An 18,301-nucleotide genomic window follows, 5' to 3' on the forward strand; every position below is an offset into this window, starting at 1 on the left:
TCCCGAACCCGGAAGCTAAGCCTCACAGCGCCGATGGTACTGCAGGGGGGACCCTGTGGGAGAGTAGGACGCCGCCGAACAACCATTAACAGAAAGCCCCCTGACCACCGGTCAGGGGGCTTCTCTGCATTCCCGCACCAGTGCGGTGGGGGAGGCCGGCCGCCACCACGGGCTGGCGGCTACTGCAGGTGGCTTACATGGCGCCACCGATGCCGAATGGCGCGTCCGTGGCTTGTTGCTGTTGCTCGGCTTCGCCTCGCGGGCCAACTACAGCGGGGGAGCGGGGCCGGTCCTGGGCGCCGTTGCCGGGCAGAGCGTCGGGGGGCGGGGTGCAGAAACGGTTCTGCGGCCGGGTCTCGCGCGAACCGGGGTCGATTCCGGGACGTCGGGTCACTCGTGGTACGCCAAGACCGGGTCAAATGGGGCATTACGGCATGATCGAGTGACACCTTGTCCCGAAAGTGACCCCGGTTCAGTCCAAGGCCCGTTGACACCTCGGCAGGAACGTTTCTGCACCGCCCCGCGCCCACCCGCCTCCCGGCAACGGAGCCCTACCCACCCCCCGGCTCCTCGTAGTTGGCCGCGAGCGGAGCGAGCCACCCCAGCCACCAACACACCAACGCGCCCCATGGAAGTGATGGCGGATCACCGGGAGCGAACACACACCGATCACCCGGCCACAAGACGGGGGCTCGGCAGCCAAACAGACCCCGCATCACCCCCAACCAACGCACTGGGATCGGTGCGTCCGCGGCCCGCTGCCGCCCTTCGTCTCAGTGGCCGTAGTTGGGGATGCCGACGGCTGCGGCGAGTTCGAGGTCGAGGGCTTCGCGGCGGATTCGTTGGTCGATGTAGAGGAGCGCGGAACTGCCGGCACTGATTGGGAGGGTCACCGCGCCGGCGATGAATCCGCCGATGGCACCGAGCAGCAGGGACGAGACCGCCGTGCCGTCGGATCCGTTGCCGTTGGCGATGAGATCCGCCTCGGTGAACGGTAGGGCGATGAGCCCACTCACGATGGCGGTGAGGATGGCGACGATCAGCGTGACGCCGAAGACGCGCCACCAGGCACCGCGTACCAGTCGGAAGGACCTGCTCAGTGCCGCTCGGATGCCCTGGCGTTCGAGGACCAGTGCCGGTGCCGCCAGGCCCATGGAGATGGTGAGCCACAGGGCGACGGCCGACCCGGGGAGCAGGAGCAGGGCGCTTGCCGAGACGGTGGCGTCGGAGCTGTGGGCGGCGTTGGCGATCAGGCAGGGCGCGGCGGAGGCAGCCAGGGTGCCGAAGGTGGCGCAGGTGGTGACGAGTGCGAGTCCGATGAGGGACGGTAGCCGGGAGCCCACGGCGCGCCACGCCTCGGCCGCGGAGGCGGGCTTGCCCATGACGGCCTTGCTCGCCACGGTGGCCAGGCCGGCCGTGGCGAGGGTTCCCGCGAACAGGCCGATGGCCCCGGTGGCTGCACCGTGGGGGGCGATGTCGGCGAGGTTCACCAGAGCGCGATGCAGATCGGCGGAAGGGTCGCCGGTGCTCGACAGCGTCAGGTCGATGTTGTCGGAGGGGATCGGGACGAATGCCGTGACGAGGGCGACCATGAGCTGGGACAGTGCGGCCACCGCTGCGGAGACCGTCAGTACGGTTCGCCAGTAGCGCGTGAGCAGTGCGATCGCGCCGCTGAGGATCTCACCGAGGCCGAGCGGGCGCAGCGGCACGATGCCCGGCTTGGGGATCCAGCTTCCCGACCAGACCCAACCGTGCACCGGTGCAGGCGGGACCTGGCCCCAGGCGGATGCCGGAGACCAGGCCGGCCCCGCGTTGGCACCCCTGTCGGCGTCGGTACGGGCGTACGCGCGGCGGGGCGGCTGCCCTGTCGCTCCGGTCTGCACCGGAATCGAGGGCCTGGCCGTCGTCCCCGACGCAGACGCAGACGCAGACGCAGGCTCCGCTGCCGATTCCGCCCCCGCCCCCGCCCTCGTCCCGGCCCCTGCCTTCGTCGCCTCACCCGCCGGGGTGCCGTGGTCGACCGCGTCAACCGCGTCGACCTGGTTGACCGGCGTGTCGGCCGACTCGGGAGCCGAGGGTTCCGCGGGGCGTCGGCTCGGGGTGTCGGTCATGCGTCGTTGGTCCGTCTCTGTCGTGATGCCCTGGTGGTGCCGTCCCGGAGCCGTCGGCGCAGCGTGGCAACGAGTAGCGCACATCGTGTCATGTCGGCGCCCCCGGTTTCCAAGGCATCGACGGCTCGGGCTCGGCGTCTCCCGGGGAGAGATCACTTTGAGCCACATCGGCGGTGCCGGGGTTCGCGACACGGCCGTGTGCTGCAGCAGCACGAGTCGGATGTGAGATGACACTCTGTCCGATTTGTACCGAAAATGGCGCAAGTAAGCCCAGGAAAGTCGAACGAGTGGCGGAAGTCTCTGCCGACTGTGCCCCAGGTCACGTTTCCGTAATGAGACCATGGGAACCATGAAGGGACGCGTCTTGATCGTCGATGACGACACTGCTCTGGCTGAGATGCTTGGCATCGTGCTGCGCGGGGAGGGTTTTGAGCCTTCTTTTGTCGCGGACGGCGACAAGGCTCTGGCTGTTTTCCGCGAGGTGAAGCCCGACCTGGTGCTCCTCGACCTGATGTTGCCCGGCCGGGACGGAATCGACGTCTGTCGTCAGATCCGCGCCGAGTCGGGTGTGCCGATCGTCATGCTCACCGCCAAGACCGACACCGTGGATGTGGTGGTCGGGCTCGAGTCCGGTGCGGATGACTACATGACCAAGCCCTTCAAGCCCAAGGAGCTGGTGGCCCGGGTCCGGGCCCGCCTGCGTCGGGCCGAGGAGCCGAGCCCCGAGCAGCTGGCGATCGGCGATCTGACGATCGACGTGGCCGGCCACTCCGTGAAGCGGGACGGGCGGAGCATCCCGCTCACGCCGCTGGAGTTCGACCTCCTGGTGGCGCTGGCCCGCAAGCCGTGGCAGGTGTTCACCCGCGAGGTGCTGCTGGAGCAGGTGTGGGGCTACCGCCACGCTGCCGACACCCGGCTGGTCAACGTCCATGTGCAGCGCCTGCGCTCCAAGATCGAGCGGGACCCGGAGCGTCCGGAGATCGTGGTGACCGTGCGCGGCGTCGGTTACAAGGCGGGACCGAGTTGAGATGAGCGGTCGGACCCCCGTCGCGCCCGGGCCGGACGGCGGGCGGTCGACTCCTCCTGAGCTGCAGGGCGTTCCTGCGCCCAACCCGGACGATGCGCTGTCCTCGCACCCGGCGGCATCCGCCCGGGCGCACCGGATAGGCACCTTCGCCGGTACCAAGTCGCTGCTGTCGCTGCTCGGGCGGCGGCTGCGGCGTCCGTACCGGCGGATGACCGCGCTCTACCAGCGTTCCATCCAGGTGCGGGTGGTCGCGATCACCCTGGTGCTGTCCCTCGGCGCGGTCCTGATGCTGGGCCTGGTCGTCATGAAGACGGTCCGGAACGGCCTGCTCAATGCCAAGGACCAGGCTGCGGTCACCCAGGCGGAGGCCGGGTTCACGGCCGCCCAGAAGAACCAGACCTCCCTCTACGCCAGCCTGTCGCAGCAGCACACCCAGTCGACCAATGGAGCCGGACAGACCGCGGCCACCGGCGCCGACGGCGGACTGGACATGGGGACCCTGCTGTCGCAGCAGGTCAGCTTTCTCGCCACCAGCGGCGCGGGCCAGTACATGGTGATCGGGATGGTGCCTGACGAGAGCCAGCCCACGCCCCCGCAGGCCGCCAGCTCCCAGACGCCCCGGCAGGCGGGAGGTGTGGACCCGGACCGGACCATCAGCTCGACCTTCCGGGACAGCGTGAGCGGTTCGAGCGCCTACCAGGCCGAGTACACGACGATCTACTACACGGACTCCGCCAACAAGTCCCCCGAGTCCGGCCTGGTGGTCGGGCAGACGCTGGAGACCACCGGAGCGGGCCAGCAGCCCTACCAGCTCTACTACGTCTTCCCCTTCACGCTGGAGAGTTCCACGCTGAACCTGGTGGGCACCACGCTGGCCACGGCCGGGATCTTCGTGGTGGTCCTGCTGGGTGCCATCTCCTGGCTGGTGGTCCGTCAGGTGGTCACCCCGGTGCGGATGGCCGCCGAGATCTCCGAGCGACTCGCCGACGGGCGGCTGGACGAGCGGATGAAGGTCTCCGGAACGGATGACATCGCCCGCCTCGGTGAGTCCTTCAACCGGATGGGCGCTGCGCTGCAGACGCAGATCCGGCAGTTGGAGGAGCTCTCCCGGGTGCAGCGCCGCTTCGTCTCGGACGTCTCCCACGAACTGCGCACCCCGCTCACCACCGTTCGCATGGCCGCCGACCTGCTGTACGAGTCGCGTGACGACTTCGGTGATCCCGCGGCGGAGCGCTCCGCCGAGCTGCTGCAGAACCAGTTGGACCGGTTCGAGTCGCTGCTCGCGGACCTGCTGGAGATCAGCCGGTTCGACGCGGGCGCGGCGATCCTCGATGCCGAGCCCGCGGACCTGCGCGAGGTGGTCGGCCGGGTGATCGACGCCGCCGAGCCGCTGGCCAGGACCAAGGGCAGCGCCGTGGTGGTGCATGGCGCCGACGAGCCGGTGGTGGCCGAGGTCGACCCGCGCCGGATCGAGCGGGTGCTGCGCAACCTGGTGGTGAACGCACTGGAGCACGGTGAGGGCAATGACATCGAGGTGATCCTGGCCGCAGGTGACGGTGCCGTCGCCGTGGCGGTGCGGGACCACGGGATCGGTCTGAAGCCCGGTGAGGCGTCCCGGGTGTTCAACCGGTTCTGGCGGGCCGACCCGGCGCGGGCGCGCACCACCGGCGGCACCGGCCTCGGCCTCTCGATCGCCCTGGAGGACGCGGCGCTGCACGGCGGTTGGCTGCACGCCTGGGGCGAGCCGGGCGGCGGTTCGCAGTTCCGGCTGACGGTTCCCCGCAACGCGGGTGCCGAGATCCTGCGGTCCCCGATCCCGCTCGAACCGGCGGACTCCCTGGGCAACCGGGGTCTGGCCGTGCCGGGCATGCCGTACATGCGCGCCTCGCGGGTCGGTACGGCCACGTCCGCGGAGGAGGTTCCCGGCCCGCGCGGCGGGGCGGTGCTGGGCACGGGACTCGGTTCCGGTCTCGGCGGAGTGCTGGGATACGGTTCCGTGATCCCCGAGGTCGCCGGACGTGCGGCGCTGCCGCCGAGCAATCCCGCCGACGTCCGGGCCTCGTCGGGGTACGGCGTCACCGGTGCGCAGATCGTGGTGTCCAAGGAAGGGCGCGATGAGGGAACGGATGACGATGAGGCGTGACGTCCGCTTCCTGGGGGTGCTCGGCTCCGCGCTACTGCTCGCAGGCTGCGCCGCGATGCCGGACAGCGGCACCCCGCCACGGCTGAGCACCAGCCAGAACGACGCCCAGCAGGTGGTGGTCGTGGCCGAGCCGCCGAAGGCGGGGAGTCTGCCGGATCAACTGCTGTCGGGCTTCTTCGACGACCTGGTGTCCGACGAGTCCGGATACGCCACTGCCAAGCAGTTCCTGTCCCAGAGCGCCGACAAGACCTGGAACCCGGAGCAGAGCGCGACCGTTCTGGACGGTCTGAAGATGACGGAGATCAACGACGCTTCCACTTCCAAGAAGGTCGTCATGCGGGTCACCGGCAAACAGGTCGCAACGCTGGACGCACGGCACGCCTTCAAGCCCGTCAACAACGTTCCGTTCGAAGAGGACTACACCTTCACCAAGGGCCCCAGCGGGTGGCGGATCGACAGTCTGCCGAACGGGCTGGTGCTCAAGAAGGAGGACTTCCAACGGATATACGAGTCCGTCAACGTCTACTTCCCGATCGCCGGCCAGTCCCCGAGCGGGACGCAGACGCCGCTGGCGGCCGATCCGGTCTATGTGCGCAGCCATGTCGACCCGTTGACCGAGGCCGCGAACATCCTGCTGAGCGGACCTAGTTCGTGGCTGGCCCCGGCGGTGCAGCCCGGGTTCCCGAGCGGCACCACGCTGGCCGCCTCCGCGCCCGCGGTGCAGGTCTCCGCTGACGGCACCGCGTCCGTGCGGCTCAAGAAGGCGGTGGCGGGCGGGTTGCAGACCTGTGAGCGGATGGCCGCGCAGCTCTACTTCACCCTGGCCCAGGTCTCGACCCAGCAGGCCAAGGAGGCGGGCCAGCAGATCACCAAGGTGAGCCTGTACGAAGGTGACGGTTCCACGCAGTCCTGCGACTCGCTGGGGAGCAGTTCCTACTCGCCTGTCCAGTCGGCGACCGGGGCGCCGACCATGTACTTCGTGGACGCGGCCGGACACCTTGCCAGCCTTGACGCCGCCAGTCGCGGCTCCGGAGGCGGACAGCAGGTGACCGGGCTGCTCGCACCCGCCACCGTCAAGTCTATCGGCGGCTTCGCCGTGGCTCCCGACCTCAGCGGCAGGACCGCGGTGCTGTCGAACGATCAGAAGTCCCTCTATCTCAGTACGCTGACCAGCACAACGGCCCCCACCCATGCGGCGAGCACCGACAGCGTCGGGTTCGGATCGTTGAGCTGGGACAGCCTCGGCACGCTGTGGACGGTCAGCACCGACCCTGCGGGCCAGGGGATCGGCGCCGTCTCCGGCCAGACGGGGAAGGTCGTCCCGGTCGTTGTGGACGGGCTGAAGGGTCGGGTCATCAACGCCAAGGTCGCACAGGACGGGGCCAGGATCGCTCTGGCCGTGGACGACGCCGGCACCATCTCGGTCCAGGTCGGCCGGGTCCAGCGCGCCACCACCAGCGGTTCGCCGGAACTCACCATCGCCGGGCTGCACCCGATCATGCCGGGGAGCGACCTGACCAGCGTCACATCGCTGTCCTGGAACGACGGCGACAGCATCATCGTGCTCGGCCAGCAGACCACGACCGGCAAGGCCCCTTCGGTCTGGGAGATCGACGGCTCCTCCGCCGTCATGCCGGGTGTGCAGGCGCCCTCGTCCGCCGACGGGATGAACAGCATCAGCGCGCTCCAGCAGGATCCGAGCACGCTGGGGACCGGCGTGAAGGCGCCGTACCTGCGGGACGCGAGCGGGACCTCCGCGGTCGGCGAGAGGGGCAAGGTCTACCGCTGGGAGAAGGGCGGCTGGGAGTTCCTCACGACGGGGAGCAGTTCGGCGCTCGGCCCCATGCCGAGCTACCCGGGCTGACCGGACCCGGGTCGGCCGCCCCCGTCCCTGCGGACCGTCGTGGCGACGACCGCCGCCGCCAGGACGTCCCCGCCTGCCTCGGCCAGGGCGCGGGCGCCCTCGGCCAGGGTTGCGCCGGTGGTGACCAGATCGTCGACCAGGACGATCCGGCCGTGGTCGAGGAGTCCGCGCCGGTGTCGCGGCACGGCGAGTGCGCCGCTCAGATTGCGCAGCCGTTCCGCCGCGCCCAGTTCGGACTGGTCGGCCACGGCCCGCTGCTGGCGCAGTACGGCCAGCAGTCTGGCGGGGACGCCCGCACGCCGTAGGGCGCGGGTGGCCGCCAGGGTGAGCCTGCGGGTCGGATCGTGGCCGCGGGCCCGTACGGTCGACGGCGCCGACGGCATCGGGACCAGCAGCAGTGGCGCGCCCCGGGTGCCGCCGGTCGGTACGGCGGCGCGTACCGCGCGGGCGAGTGCGCCGCCCAGGGGTTGGGCGAGCCGCAGCGCTCCGCGCTCCTTGTGCGCCAGCAGGATCTGCCGGGCCGCCCCCTCGTAGGTGGTTGCTGCATACACCTCCGGTAGCCCGGGCGGCGCGGCGTGGGGGCGCGCGGCGCGCGGCCGCGCTCGATCGAGCTCCTCCCGGCAGGCGGTGCAGAGCTGGGCGTGCTGCAGGCCGCAGCCCACGCACTGGGCCGGGACGAGCAGGTCCAGGGCGGCATCGAAGAGGCGGACGGACGCACTGGTCACGGGGGTCCTCCGGGCGTCGACGGCGGATCGCGGGACGGTCGCGGGACGGGGGGTCGGACTCCGCAGAGCGGGGACAACAGGATGCTGCAGCGACGGAAAGGGCCGCGGAGTTTTACCGTGAGTTCATCCGTACGGGGGTAGGACTGACGCGAGGGCTGTACAAGGCCCCGTACTGCCGCGATTTTGGGTGCTCAGGAGGTTCCGGCCGGTGCCGGTGCCCTCTGGTCGCCCCGATCGCACCGCATCCTCCCGGCAGCGGGCGGGCGGAATCCCCGGAACCGTTGTTCCATGGGGTTTCAACCGTCCCCAGTGGGGAGGAAGGGATGTGAGGGGCGGTTCCGCCCATCCCGAGCGGGCGGTGCTGCGTACTCGATGGGCCGCGCGGACCTTGAGGGTCCGACCGGCGACAGTGCAAGGGATCGGAGTTCTGCGTGGACATCGTCGTCAAGGGTCGGAAGACCGAGGTGCCCGAGCGGTTCCGCAAGCACGTGAGCGAGAAGCTGGAGCACATCCAGAAGCTCGACGGCAAGGTGATCAGCCTGGACGTGGAGCTCTCCAAGGAGCGCAACCCCCGCCAGGCGGAGCGCTCCGAGCGCGTGGAGATCACGCTGCACAGCCGGGGACCGGTGATCCGGGCCGAGGCATGCGCCCCCGACCCGTACGCCGCGCTCGACCTGGCCTCCGCCAAGCTGGACGCCCAACTGCGCAAGGTCGCCGACCGGCGGCGGGTGCACAAGGGACCGCGCTCGCCGATGAGCGTGGCCGAGGCCACGGCGCGGCTCTCGACCGCTCCCGACGTGGCCACCCCGGAGCAGATCGCGGCGCCGGCGGCGAAGACGAAGATCGGTTCGCTGGAGATCGAGGGCGACGGTCCGCTGATCGTCCGGGAGAAGACCCACGCGGCCGTGCCGATGGCGCTCGACCAGGCGTTCTACGAGATGGAGCTGGTCGGCCACGACTTCTTCCTCTTCATGGACACCGACACCATGCAGCCGAGCGTGGTCTACCGCCGGCACGGCTACGACTACGGCGTCATCCATCTCAAGCTGGAGGGGCCGGAGTAGGACTCCGGCAGCGATCCGGCGCCCGAAGCAGGGGCGCGGCAGGGGCGCGGCAATCGTTGCCGCGCCCCTGCGGCGCGCCCGGAGTCACTCGTCCGAGCCAATGCTGGCCTGCGGAATGATCGCACGGCGGCCGGAGCGTGGAATCATGGCGGCAACAGCCACCAGCCGAGGGGGAGTACCGGATGGCGGAGCGATGGGACGAGCGGCGCGGCGACGACCGGGAGCTCGACGAGCCGCGGCGTGCCGCCGAGCCGATCAGGGTCCTGGTCGTGGACGACCACGCACTCTTCCGGCGCGGCCTGGAGATCGTCCTCGCCCAGGAGGAGGACATCCAGGTCGTCGGTGAGGCCGGGGACGGGGCCGAGGCCGTGGAGAAGGCCGCCGACCTGCTGCCGGACATCATCCTGATGGATGTCAGGATGCCGCGGCGCAGCGGTATCGAGGCCTGCACCTCGATCAAGGAGGTGGCCCCCAGCACCAAGATCATCATGTTGACGATCAGCGACGAGGAGGCCGACCTCTACGAGGCGATCAAGGCCGGGGCCACCGGTTACCTGCTCAAGGAGATCTCCACCGACGAGGTCGCGACCGCCATCCGGGCGGTCGCGGACGGGCAGTCGCAGATCAGTCCGTCGATGGCGGCGAAGCTGCTGACCGAGTTCAAGTCGATGATCCAGCAGCGCACCGACGACCGCAGGCTGGTGCCCGCGCCGCGGTTGACCGACCGGGAGTTGGAGGTGCTCAAGCTGGTGGCCACCGGGCTGAACAACCGCGACATCGCCAAGCAGCTCTTCATCAGCGAGAACACCGTGAAGAACCACGTCCGCAACATCCTGGAGAAGCTGCAGCTGCACTCCAGGATGGAGGCGGTGGTCTACGCGATGCGGGAGAAGATCCTGGAGATAGGCTGACCGCGGCCGGCAACGCCTACTGGAGCAGCAGTTTCTCCAGCGGGGTGCGCAGGGACTCGTCGTCCAGCCGCTCCACCCTGACCGCGTCGCAGCCGACCCACTCGGCGGCCTCGCGCAGCGCCCCGGCCAGCGCCGGGAGTGCCTTCGCCGAGTCCAGTGTGACCTGACGGGCGATCAGAGTCCGTCCCTCGCGCGCCGGATCGACCCGGCCGACGAGCCGGCCCCCGGCCAGCAGCGGCATGGCGAAGTATCCGTACTGCCGCTTCTCCTTCGGGGTGTAGGCCTCCAGACGGTGGCTGAGGCCGAAGATCCGCTCGGTGCGGGCCCGGTCCCAGACCAGCGAGTCGAAGGGGGACAGCAGCGTGGTGCGGTGCCGGCCGCGCGGTTCGGAGTCCAGTGCGGCCGGATCGGCCCAGGCCGTCGCTGCGGTCCCGCCCCGGCCCCAGCCCTCGACCAGCACCGGGAGCAGACCGCTGTCGGGCAGCGCGGCGGCGACCTGATCGACCTTCAGCCGGTGGTAGTCACTGAGGTCCTTGACGGTGGCGACCCCCAGTGCGGCGCCCGACTGGCGCACCAACTGCCGTACGCAGGCGGCGTCGTCGGGATCCGAGTCGAGCAGCTCAGCGGGGACGGCGCGCTCGGCCAGGTCGTAGACCCGCTTCCAGCTGCGGCGCTCGGTGCAGACCACCCGCCCGGTGTCCAGCAGCCACTCCACCGCGATCTTGGTCTCGGACCAGTCCCACCACTCGCCGCCCTTCCTGGCGCCGCCGAGCTCGGTCGAGGTCAGCGGCCCGTCCGCGCTCAGCCTGGCCAGCACCTCGGCGCAGGAGCGCTCGGCGTCCTCCATCCGGTGCCAGCGGTGGCCCCGGGCCAGGAAGGCCCGGCGGCGGAAGGCGAACAGCGGCCACTCCTCGACCGGCAGTACGCAGGCGGCATGGGACCAGTACTCGAAGGAGGTGCCGCCGCCCCAGTAGGCCGCCTCGACGCCGGCGCGCCCCACGGCGCCCAGGCGGGCGTACGGGACCAGCTCGTGCGAGCGGGCCAGCACCGAGATGGTGTCCAGCTGCACCGCGCCCAGGTGGCGCAGCACGCCGCGCACCCCGCCGCGCCGGTCGGGGGCGCCGAGCAGGCCCTGGGCGCGCAGGGCGATGCGGCGGGCCTGGTCCGCGCTGAGGGTGAGGACGCCGGCGGGTGAGGTGGCTTCGGTCATGGGGTCAGCGTAGGAGCTGCCACTGACAGCACCCCCCTTGCGGGTGAGTGAAACCGAACAGCTGGCTGGAGATGAACCCGCAAGGGTGAGCTTTGGTCCGCACTCGCCGGTAAGGGTCGCAGCCGCCGCGTCCGGGCTTCTAGCATATGAACGCAACGCCACGCACCGCAGTCACGGCAGTACGAGCAGTGACGGCGGACGGGGGCTGGGCGTATGCGGGCGCGGACAGTCGTGGGGGCGACGGGGCGACTTCCTTGAGTGTCGGGGGCCACTTCATTCCATTGAGGCGCGGGGTATCGCGCCACATCCGTACTTCGGCATGCCCACTCGGACGTGGGGTGCCTCTGGAGGGGACATCATGGGTCGTAGGACCCGTTGGGCCGCCGCGTTCACCGCGGCGGGACTGCTGGCAGCCGTGGCACCGGCCGCCGGAGCACATGCGGCGACCGCCGCGCAGCGCATCGACCTCAGAGTGCTGGTCGTGGACGACGGCGGGCCGGCCACCGCCGCGATCATGAACGAGATGGACATCTCCGGCACTCCCTACACGGTGGTGAAGCTCGCGGACAGCAACCGGCCGACGATCAACGCCGCCTTCCTCAGCGGCACCGCCAACGGCCAGGCCGAGGGCAAGTTCCAGGCCGTGGTGCTGCCCAACAACGCCCCCTTCGCGGCCGGTTCGGCCGAGATGGCGGCACTGACCAGCTACGAGCAGACCTTCGGGGTCCGCCAGGTCGACGCCTACACCTACGCCCAGCCGGCCGTCGGGCTCAACTACGCCGCCGATCCCGGCTACATCGGCTCGCTGGACGGCACCACCGGGACGGTCACGGCGGCCGGGCTGGCCGGGCCGTTCAAGTACCTCAAGGGGACGCTGCCGTTCGAGGACAACGACCCCACCGTGACCGAGAGCTACGGCTACCTGGCCACCCCGCTGGCCACCCAGGCGGCCGGGGCGACCTTCACCCCGCTGGCCACCGCCCCGATCCCGGGCAGCAGCTCGCAGGGTGTACTGGCGGGCGAGTACGACCACGGCGGCGTCTCCGAACTGGTGCTGACCTTCGCCTACAACCAGTACCAGGAGCAGTACCGGCTGCTCGCCCGCGGCATCGTCGACTGGATGACCCAGGGCATCCACCTCGGCTACGACCGCAACTACTACGAGCAGCACATCGACGACGTGTTCCTGCCGGACGACCGCTGGAGCTCCACTGCCAAGTGCACGCCGGGTGACGCCGCTTCGGCCTGCAGCGGCACCCCGGCCGAGTCCACCATCCGGATGACCCCTGCCGACGTCACCTACGCCCAGCAGTGGGAGCAGGCGCACAACTTCACCTTCGACTTCCTGTTCAACGGCGGGGGCAGCGACGAGCAGGTCGCCGCGACCGGATCGGACCCGCTGCTGACCGCGCTGACGGCGGCCAAGTCCTCGTTCCGCTGGGTGAACCACACCTACGACCACCCCTTCCTGGGCTGCGTCCAGAACACCGCCACGGTGCCGTGGTCCTGCACCACCAACGCCGACGGCAGCACCGCCTGGGTGAGCAAGGCGACCATCCAGACGGCGATCACCCAGAACCAGCAGTGGGCCGCCAGCCACGGCTTCAGCACGGACAACACCGAGCTGGTCACCGGCGAGCACTCGGGTCTGGCGACGCTGCCGCAGCAGCCGGTGGACAACCCGAACCTGGCGCCCGCGCTGGCCGCCGCCGGGGTCAAGTGGACCGGCAGCGACCACTCCCGCGAGGCGAACCAGCGAGCGGTGGGGTCGGCGCTGACGGTGCCGCGCTACCCGATGAACGTGTACTACAACGCCGGTCACACCAATGACGAGGTGGACGAGTACAACTGGCTCTACACCAGCACCGCGCAGGGCGGCAGTGGACTGTGCACCGCCAACCCGGCCACCAGCACCTGCCTGCCCGCGCCGCTGGACGAGTCCACCGGGTACAGCAGCTACATCGCGCCGCTGGAGGCGCGGATCGACCTCGGGCACATCATCGACAACAGCCCGCTGCCGACCTACGCGCACCAGTCCAACCTGGCCGAGGACCGGATCCTCTACCCGGTGCTGAACCAGATCTTCGACAGCTACGCCAACCTCTTCGCCGCCAACGCGCCGATCGTCAACCTGCGCGAGTCCGCCATCGGCGCCGAGCTCAAGCAGCGCACCGCCTGGCAGGCGGCGGTCACCGCCGGGACCGCCAGCGGCTACCGCGTCGGCAGCACGGTCACGGTCACCGCTCCCAGCGGTGTCGCCGCCCAGGTCACCGTGCCCACCGGCACGGTGCAGCAGCAGCTGCTGGGCACCAGCGCCTTCGGCAGCGCCTACGCCGGGGAGCTCTCCGGCTGGGTCAGCCCGGGTCTGCTGCAGGGGAATGTCACGCTCAAGCTGAACGCCGCCGGGACTCCCGCGGCGCCGGCGGCCGGCGCGGCCACGACGCCCAGCAGCAGCCCGAGCAGCAGCCCGAGCGCCGGCTCCAGCACGCCGCCCACCTCCAGCACCACGCCGGTCGTGCCCAACGGGGTGAAGAACCTGGTGCCGCTGACGGTCGCCGGGGTCGCCAAGCTGGTCGGCGCCCTGCTCTGACCGAGGACCGCAGCATCTGACCGGACCGCGTCCGGGGCCCCTCCGACACCACGGGCCCCGGACACGCCGCGCCGCGAACATCTGGAGCAGGGGGAACGCAGGGACATGCACGGACCAGTGGAAGTAACCCTCCTCACCGAGGGCACCTATCCCTATGTACACGGCGGGGTGAGCGTCTGGTGCGACCAGCTCGTCCAGGGCATGCCCGATGTGCGCTTCCATGTGCTGGGCATCACCGGGAGCGGACGCGAGCCCCAGGTCTGGACGCTGCCACCGCAGGTCGCCTCGGTCAGCTCGGTACCGCTGTGGGGGCGCACCCCCGGTGGTTCCGCGCCGCGCGGCCGTGACCTGCGCCGCTTCCTGGCCGGGTACGAACGCTTCCTGCTGTCGCTGCTGGACCAGGACTTCGAGAAGTACTTCGCCGACGAGCTGTACGAGCTGGCCGAGTTCGCCCTCACCGGCGGCTCGCTCACGGCGGCGCTGCGCACCGAGGGCGCGCTGCGCTCGCTGCAGAAGCTCTGGCAGCGGCCCTTCCTGGCGACCCACGCCTCCCGGCCCACGGTCCAGGACGCGCTGGAGGCCACCGACCTGCTGGAGCACGCGCTGCGGCCGCTGACCGTGCAGCCGCCCAGCCGGGGTGTGGCGCACGCGGTCACCGGCGGTCTCGCGGTACTGCCCGGGCTCACCGCCCGGCGCTTCCACGGGGTTCCGCTGTTGCTCTCGGAACACGGTATCTACCTGCGGGAACGCTATCTCAGCTACCGCTCGGCGCCGTACCGCTGGCCGGTCAAGGCGCTCATCCTGGGCTTCTTCCGGCTGCTGGCCACCGAGGGCTACCGCGGCGCCGATCTGATCACTCCGTGCAACCGCTACAACCGCCGCTGGGAGGAGCGCGGGGGCTGCGATCCGCAGCGGATCCGCACCGTCTACAACGGGGTCGATCCGGAGCTCTTCCCCTATGCCGGACCGGAACCCGAGGCGCCGACGCTCAGCTGGGCCGGCCGGGTCGACCCGATCAAGGACCTGGAGACCCTGATCCAGGCCTTCGCCCTGGTCAGGGCGGAGATTCCGAATGCCGCGCTGCGCCTCTTCGGAGCGCCCCCGGCCGGCGGTGAAGCCTATCTGGAGCGCTGCCGGGCGCTGGCGGCGGAGCTCGGGGTCGCCGCCGCGGTGACCTTCGAGGGGCGGATCGACACGGTCCGGCACGCCTACGCGGCCAGCAGCGTGGTGATGCTGTCCAGCATCTCCGAAGGCTTCCCGTTCAGCCTGATCGAGGCGATGGCCTGCGGCCGGGCCACCGTCTCCACGGATGTCGGCGGGGTGCGCGAGGCCGTCGCCGACACCGGCCTGGTGGTCCCGCCCAGGGATCCCGAGGCGATGGCGCGGGCCGCCGTCGGCCTGCTCCGGGACCAGCGGCGCCGGCAGGAACTGGGCGACGCCGCCCGGGCCCGGGTCATCGAACAGTTCACCCTGGGCCGGACGGTGGCGACCTTCCGCACCGTCTACGAGGCACTGCTGGAGGATCCGACCCGGCTCTGGTCACCGGCCGGCGACCCGACGCCGATGCGCTCCCGGATGGCGGCCACCGCATGAGCGCCGTCCTGGAGTTGCGGCCGGGCCTGCGGCTCAGCCCACTGCCGGAGCCGCTGCCGAGGCCGGTCGGACCGCTGGACCCGGCGGCGGAGGCGGCGCTGCGCTTCGGGAGCGTCGCAGCGGCCGCAGTGCACCCTTTCGAGGTGGCCGCCGCCATCGAGGCCGAGGGGGTGACTGACCGTCAGGTCCAGCGCCGCTACGGCAGATCGGACGCCTTCGAGCTCGCCGAGGACCTGTACGCGGAGACCCCGCGCAGTTATCCGGAACCCGAGGCGGCCGTGTCGCCGTGGCACGCCCCGCTGTCCACCAGCGTGCTGCGCGGCTGCCTCTACGCCCTGCCCGGCCTGGCCTTTCCGCTGGGCGCCCCGATGCTCAAGGGCCCGCCGGACGCCGGCGGCCTGCCGCACGGAACCTTTGCGCTGGCCCTGTCGGTCCTGTTCAACTGGGCCTGGAACCAGGCGCTGGCGCACCGCACCCATGCCAGGCTGGGCCGTGGCCTGCGCCGCTCCGGCGGACGCTGCCTGCTGCGCGGTGCCCTGGTGGGGACCGGGTTGGGGATGCTCGGCGCCCTGGTCGGCGTGCTGGCGGCCGGCCACCACAGCGGCGGGGTGCTGCTCTTCTGCGGCGGCCAGGCGGTCTACCTCGGCAGCTCCTGCGTGCTGCTGGTGCTGGGCCGGGAGCAACTGCTGCTCCGTGCGCTGGCCCCGGCGACGCTGGGCGGGGCCGCGGTCCTGCTGGGGCTGGTCCACCCGACCCCGCTGACGGCACTCCTGCTGCTCTGCACCGTGCTGCTGACGCTGCGTCTGGCCGGGCGCGAGCTGCGCGGCTGCCTGGCGGAGGCGGACGGTGACAGCGCGATCGAGCCGCTGCCGCCGCTGCGGACATCGGTGCCGCACGGCCTGTTCGGCATGGCGATGTCGCTGCTCACCCTGGGCATCGCCCTGCGCGGCGGCCATCTCGACCTGGGCCCCACGGTGGCGCTCACCATCAGCATGGGCCCGGCCGAGTGGCTGCTGTACGGGTACCGGAACCGGATCCACGGCGCGCTGCGCGCCGCCCACACCGCACGGGGATTCGCGCTGCTGTCGGCCCGGTCGCTGGCCCTGGGCCTGGCCAGCTATCTCGTCCTGCTCGCCGTACTCGGCGGGGCGGTCGGGACGGCCCTGGCCGGCGGCTCGCTCGGGGAGCAGTTGCCGGGGCTGCTCGCGCTGGGGGCGACCATCTGGACGGCGCTGCTGCTCCAGGCCTTCGGGCTGGCCTGGGCCGCGGCCGGGATCTGCACCCCGGCGGCGGCCGCGACGGTCGCCGGTGCGACGGAACTGGTGGTGGGATCGACCGCCGCCGCGCTGCTGCTGGCCGTCGCCTGCTGGTCGCTGGGCCGGGTCACGGTGCACAGGTGACACCGCCCGACACCGACAACTGACACTCTGAACCCAGCGGACGAAGGAGAACGGAAGTGACGACCGGTGAGCCGGGAGACGGGCCGGGAGACGAGCCGGTGGAGCGGTGCCTGCTGGTGCCGTTGTACGTCCACCCCGGGGCGGACCCTGCTGCCTGGGAGGCGACGGCGGCGCACGCGGCGTCCGTGGCCTGGGTGGTGTTCAACCCGGCGAGCGGTCCCGGCAGCGCTCCGCAACCGGAGTTCGTCGAGGCGGCCGCACTGCTGAGCACGGCGGGGGTGCCGCTGCTCGGCTATGTGGACACCGACTACGGCAGGCGGAGCCACCACGAGGTGGTCGCCGACATCGAGCGCTACCAGGACTGGTACCGGATCGGGGGCGTGTTCCTGGACCAGGCCGCCGCGGCGCCCGAACTGCTGGCCCACTACCGGAGGTTGGCGGTCGCGGCCCGTTCGCTGGAGGCCTGGCAGGTGGTGCTCAACCCGGGGACGCACCCGGACCCGGGATATACGGAGTTCGCCGACGTGGTGGTCACCTTCGAGGGCGACGCGGCCTGCCACCGGAGGCTGCTGGTACCGGAGTGGACCATGGACTTCCCGGAGCGGCGCTTCGCGCACCTGGTGCACGGGGCGACCCCGGAGGACTGCGCCGGGATCCGCGAGTCCGCCCGCCGCCACCGCGCCGGCTACTGCTATGCCACCCCGGGGAGCGGCGACAACCCCTGGTCCGTGGTGATGCCGGAGCTGCTGCTGACAGCCGCACCGGCTGCATCGGCCGCACCGGTCGTACGGACCGGGCAGGGGACGGCGTGAGGTGGACCCGGACCGGGCCGGCCGTCGCCGCCGCGGCGCTGCTGCTGGCCCTGGCCGGCTGCACCTCGGGCGGGACGGGCGGACAGCCGACCCGCCCTCCTGGTTCCGGTGACACGGCTCCCAGCTCCAGCACCAGCCCCGGTTCCGGCGCCCGCTGGCAGCCGACCCCCGGCACCAGCTGGCAGTGGCAGCTCAGCGGCACCGTGGACACCGGCGTGGACGCGGCGGTGTACGACATCGACGGCTTCGACACCGGCGCGGCCGTGGTGGCCGCGTTGCACGCCAAGGGCCGCAAGGTGATCTGCTACGTCAACGCCGGCGCCTACGAGGACTTCCGCCCGGACCGCTCCGCCTACCCCGCTTCGCTGCTGGGATCGGGCAACGGCTGGCAGGGCGAGCGCTGGTTGGACATCCGCCGCCTCGACACGCTGCGGCCGATCCTCGGCAGGCGGTTCGACCTGTGCCGCAGCAAGGGCTTCGACGCAGTGGAGCCTGACAACGTCGACGGCTACCAGAACGACAGCGGCTTCCCGCTCACCGCGGCCGACCAGCTCGCCTTCAACCGCATGGTCGCCGGGCTTGCCCACGCCAGGGGGCTGGCGGTCGGGCTCAAGAACGACCTGGACCAGGTGCCGCAACTGGTCGGCGACTTCGATTTCGCGGTGAACGAGCAGTGCGCCGAGTACCGCGAGTGCGATCAGCTGACGCCGTTCGTCGAGCGCGGGAAGGCGGTCTTCGAGGCCGAGTACAACCTGCCGACGGCCGCGTTCTGTCCGCAGGCCCGACGGCTCGGGTTCAGCGCCCTGCGCAAGCACCTGGCCCTGGACGCCTGGCGACAGGCCTGCTGATCT

The 18,301-nt window shown here is 71.2% G+C and carries 13 protein-coding genes and 1 rRNA gene; 11 read left to right on the top strand and 3 right to left on the bottom strand.

Features of this window, described 5'->3' with window-relative positions:
* Window positions 1-80, top strand: a 5S ribosomal RNA gene (gene rrf, locus ABUW04_RS38295); the annotation flags it as partial.
* Window positions 81-773: 693 nt separating this feature from the next.
* Here rrf and ABUW04_RS38300 read toward each other — a convergent pair.
* Window positions 774-1,757, bottom strand: coding sequence for a hypothetical protein (locus tag ABUW04_RS38300; RefSeq protein ID WP_380568914.1), 984 nt, complete (start codon window positions 1,755-1,757; stop codon window positions 774-776).
* Window positions 1,758-2,460: 703 nt separating this feature from the next.
* Between ABUW04_RS38300 and mtrA the strand changes: the two genes are divergently transcribed.
* From mtrA to ABUW04_RS38315, 3 genes are read left to right on the top strand one after another with little or no spacing between them, the layout of a single operon-like run.
* Entirely contained in the window at window positions 2,461-3,138 is a 678-nt protein-coding gene (mtrA, locus tag ABUW04_RS38305) for an MtrAB system response regulator MtrA (RefSeq protein ID WP_030260697.1), read from the top strand.
* A 1-nt stretch (window position 3,139) separates the two neighbouring features.
* Window positions 3,140-5,281: an MtrAB system histidine kinase MtrB gene (gene mtrB / locus ABUW04_RS38310; RefSeq protein WP_380568915.1), complete on the top strand. Its 2,142-nt coding sequence runs from the start codon at window positions 3,140-3,142 to the stop codon at window positions 5,279-5,281.
* Window positions 5,265-7,145 (top strand): hypothetical protein, encoded by a 1,881-nt coding sequence (locus tag ABUW04_RS38315; protein ID WP_380568916.1) that lies wholly within the window; start codon window positions 5,265-5,267, stop codon window positions 7,143-7,145. The genes mtrB and ABUW04_RS38315 overlap by 17 nt, the downstream gene beginning before the upstream one ends.
* Here the strand turns inward: ABUW04_RS38315 and ABUW04_RS38320 are convergent.
* Window positions 7,133-7,870, bottom strand: a complete 738-nt coding sequence (locus tag ABUW04_RS38320; RefSeq protein WP_380568917.1) for a ComF family protein — start codon at window positions 7,868-7,870, stop codon at window positions 7,133-7,135. The genes ABUW04_RS38315 and ABUW04_RS38320 overlap by 13 nt on opposite strands.
* A 431-nt stretch (window positions 7,871-8,301) precedes the next feature.
* On the opposite strand from ABUW04_RS38320, the gene hpf reads away from it, so the two are divergent.
* Both hpf and ABUW04_RS38330 read left to right on the top strand, forming a co-directional pair.
* The gene (gene hpf, locus ABUW04_RS38325) at window positions 8,302-8,934 is read left to right on the top strand and encodes a ribosome hibernation-promoting factor, HPF/YfiA family (protein WP_030260689.1); all 633 of its coding nucleotides are present in this window, start codon (window positions 8,302-8,304) and stop codon (window positions 8,932-8,934) included.
* 182 nt (window positions 8,935-9,116) lie between these two features.
* On the top strand, window positions 9,117-9,845 hold the full coding sequence (locus tag ABUW04_RS38330; protein ID WP_030260686.1) for a response regulator: 729 nt from the start codon (window positions 9,117-9,119) through the stop codon (window positions 9,843-9,845).
* Between the two features lie 16 nt (window positions 9,846-9,861).
* On the opposite strand, the gene ABUW04_RS38335 is transcribed toward ABUW04_RS38330, so the two are convergent.
* Entirely contained in the window at window positions 9,862-11,055 is a 1,194-nt protein-coding gene (locus tag ABUW04_RS38335) for a winged helix-turn-helix domain-containing protein (protein ID WP_380568918.1), read from the bottom strand.
* Between the two features lie 358 nt (window positions 11,056-11,413).
* Between ABUW04_RS38335 and ABUW04_RS38340 the strand changes: the two genes are divergently transcribed.
* From ABUW04_RS38340 to ABUW04_RS38360, 5 genes are all read left to right on the top strand, one after another.
* The gene (locus ABUW04_RS38340; protein WP_380568919.1) at window positions 11,414-13,645 is read left to right on the top strand and encodes a hypothetical protein; all 2,232 of its coding nucleotides are present in this window, start codon (window positions 11,414-11,416) and stop codon (window positions 13,643-13,645) included.
* A gap of 117 nt (window positions 13,646-13,762) precedes the next feature.
* Window positions 13,763-15,238 carry a GT4 family glycosyltransferase PelF gene (pelF, locus tag ABUW04_RS38345; RefSeq protein ID WP_380568920.1) on the top strand — a complete coding sequence of 492 codons (1,476 nt, stop codon included), beginning with the start codon at window positions 13,763-13,765 and terminating at the stop codon, window positions 15,236-15,238.
* Window positions 15,235-16,638: a hypothetical protein gene (locus ABUW04_RS38350; RefSeq protein ID WP_380568921.1), complete on the top strand. Its 1,404-nt coding sequence runs from the start codon at window positions 15,235-15,237 to the stop codon at window positions 16,636-16,638. The genes pelF and ABUW04_RS38350 overlap by 4 nt, the downstream gene beginning before the upstream one ends.
* A 56-nt stretch (window positions 16,639-16,694) precedes the next feature.
* Window positions 16,695-17,450: a spherulation-specific family 4 protein gene (locus ABUW04_RS38355; protein WP_380568923.1), complete on the top strand. Its 756-nt coding sequence runs from the start codon at window positions 16,695-16,697 to the stop codon at window positions 17,448-17,450.
* Window positions 17,447-18,298, top strand: coding sequence for an endo alpha-1,4 polygalactosaminidase (locus ABUW04_RS38360; RefSeq protein WP_380568925.1), 852 nt, complete (start codon window positions 17,447-17,449; stop codon window positions 18,296-18,298). The genes ABUW04_RS38355 and ABUW04_RS38360 overlap by 4 nt, the downstream gene beginning before the upstream one ends.
* Window positions 18,299-18,301: the final 3 nt, after the last annotated feature.

It is taken from the genome of Streptacidiphilus jeojiensis (genome assembly GCF_042510965.1).
In the GTDB taxonomy this organism is placed as follows: domain Bacteria; phylum Actinomycetota; class Actinomycetes; order Streptomycetales; family Streptomycetaceae; genus Streptacidiphilus; species Streptacidiphilus jeojiensis.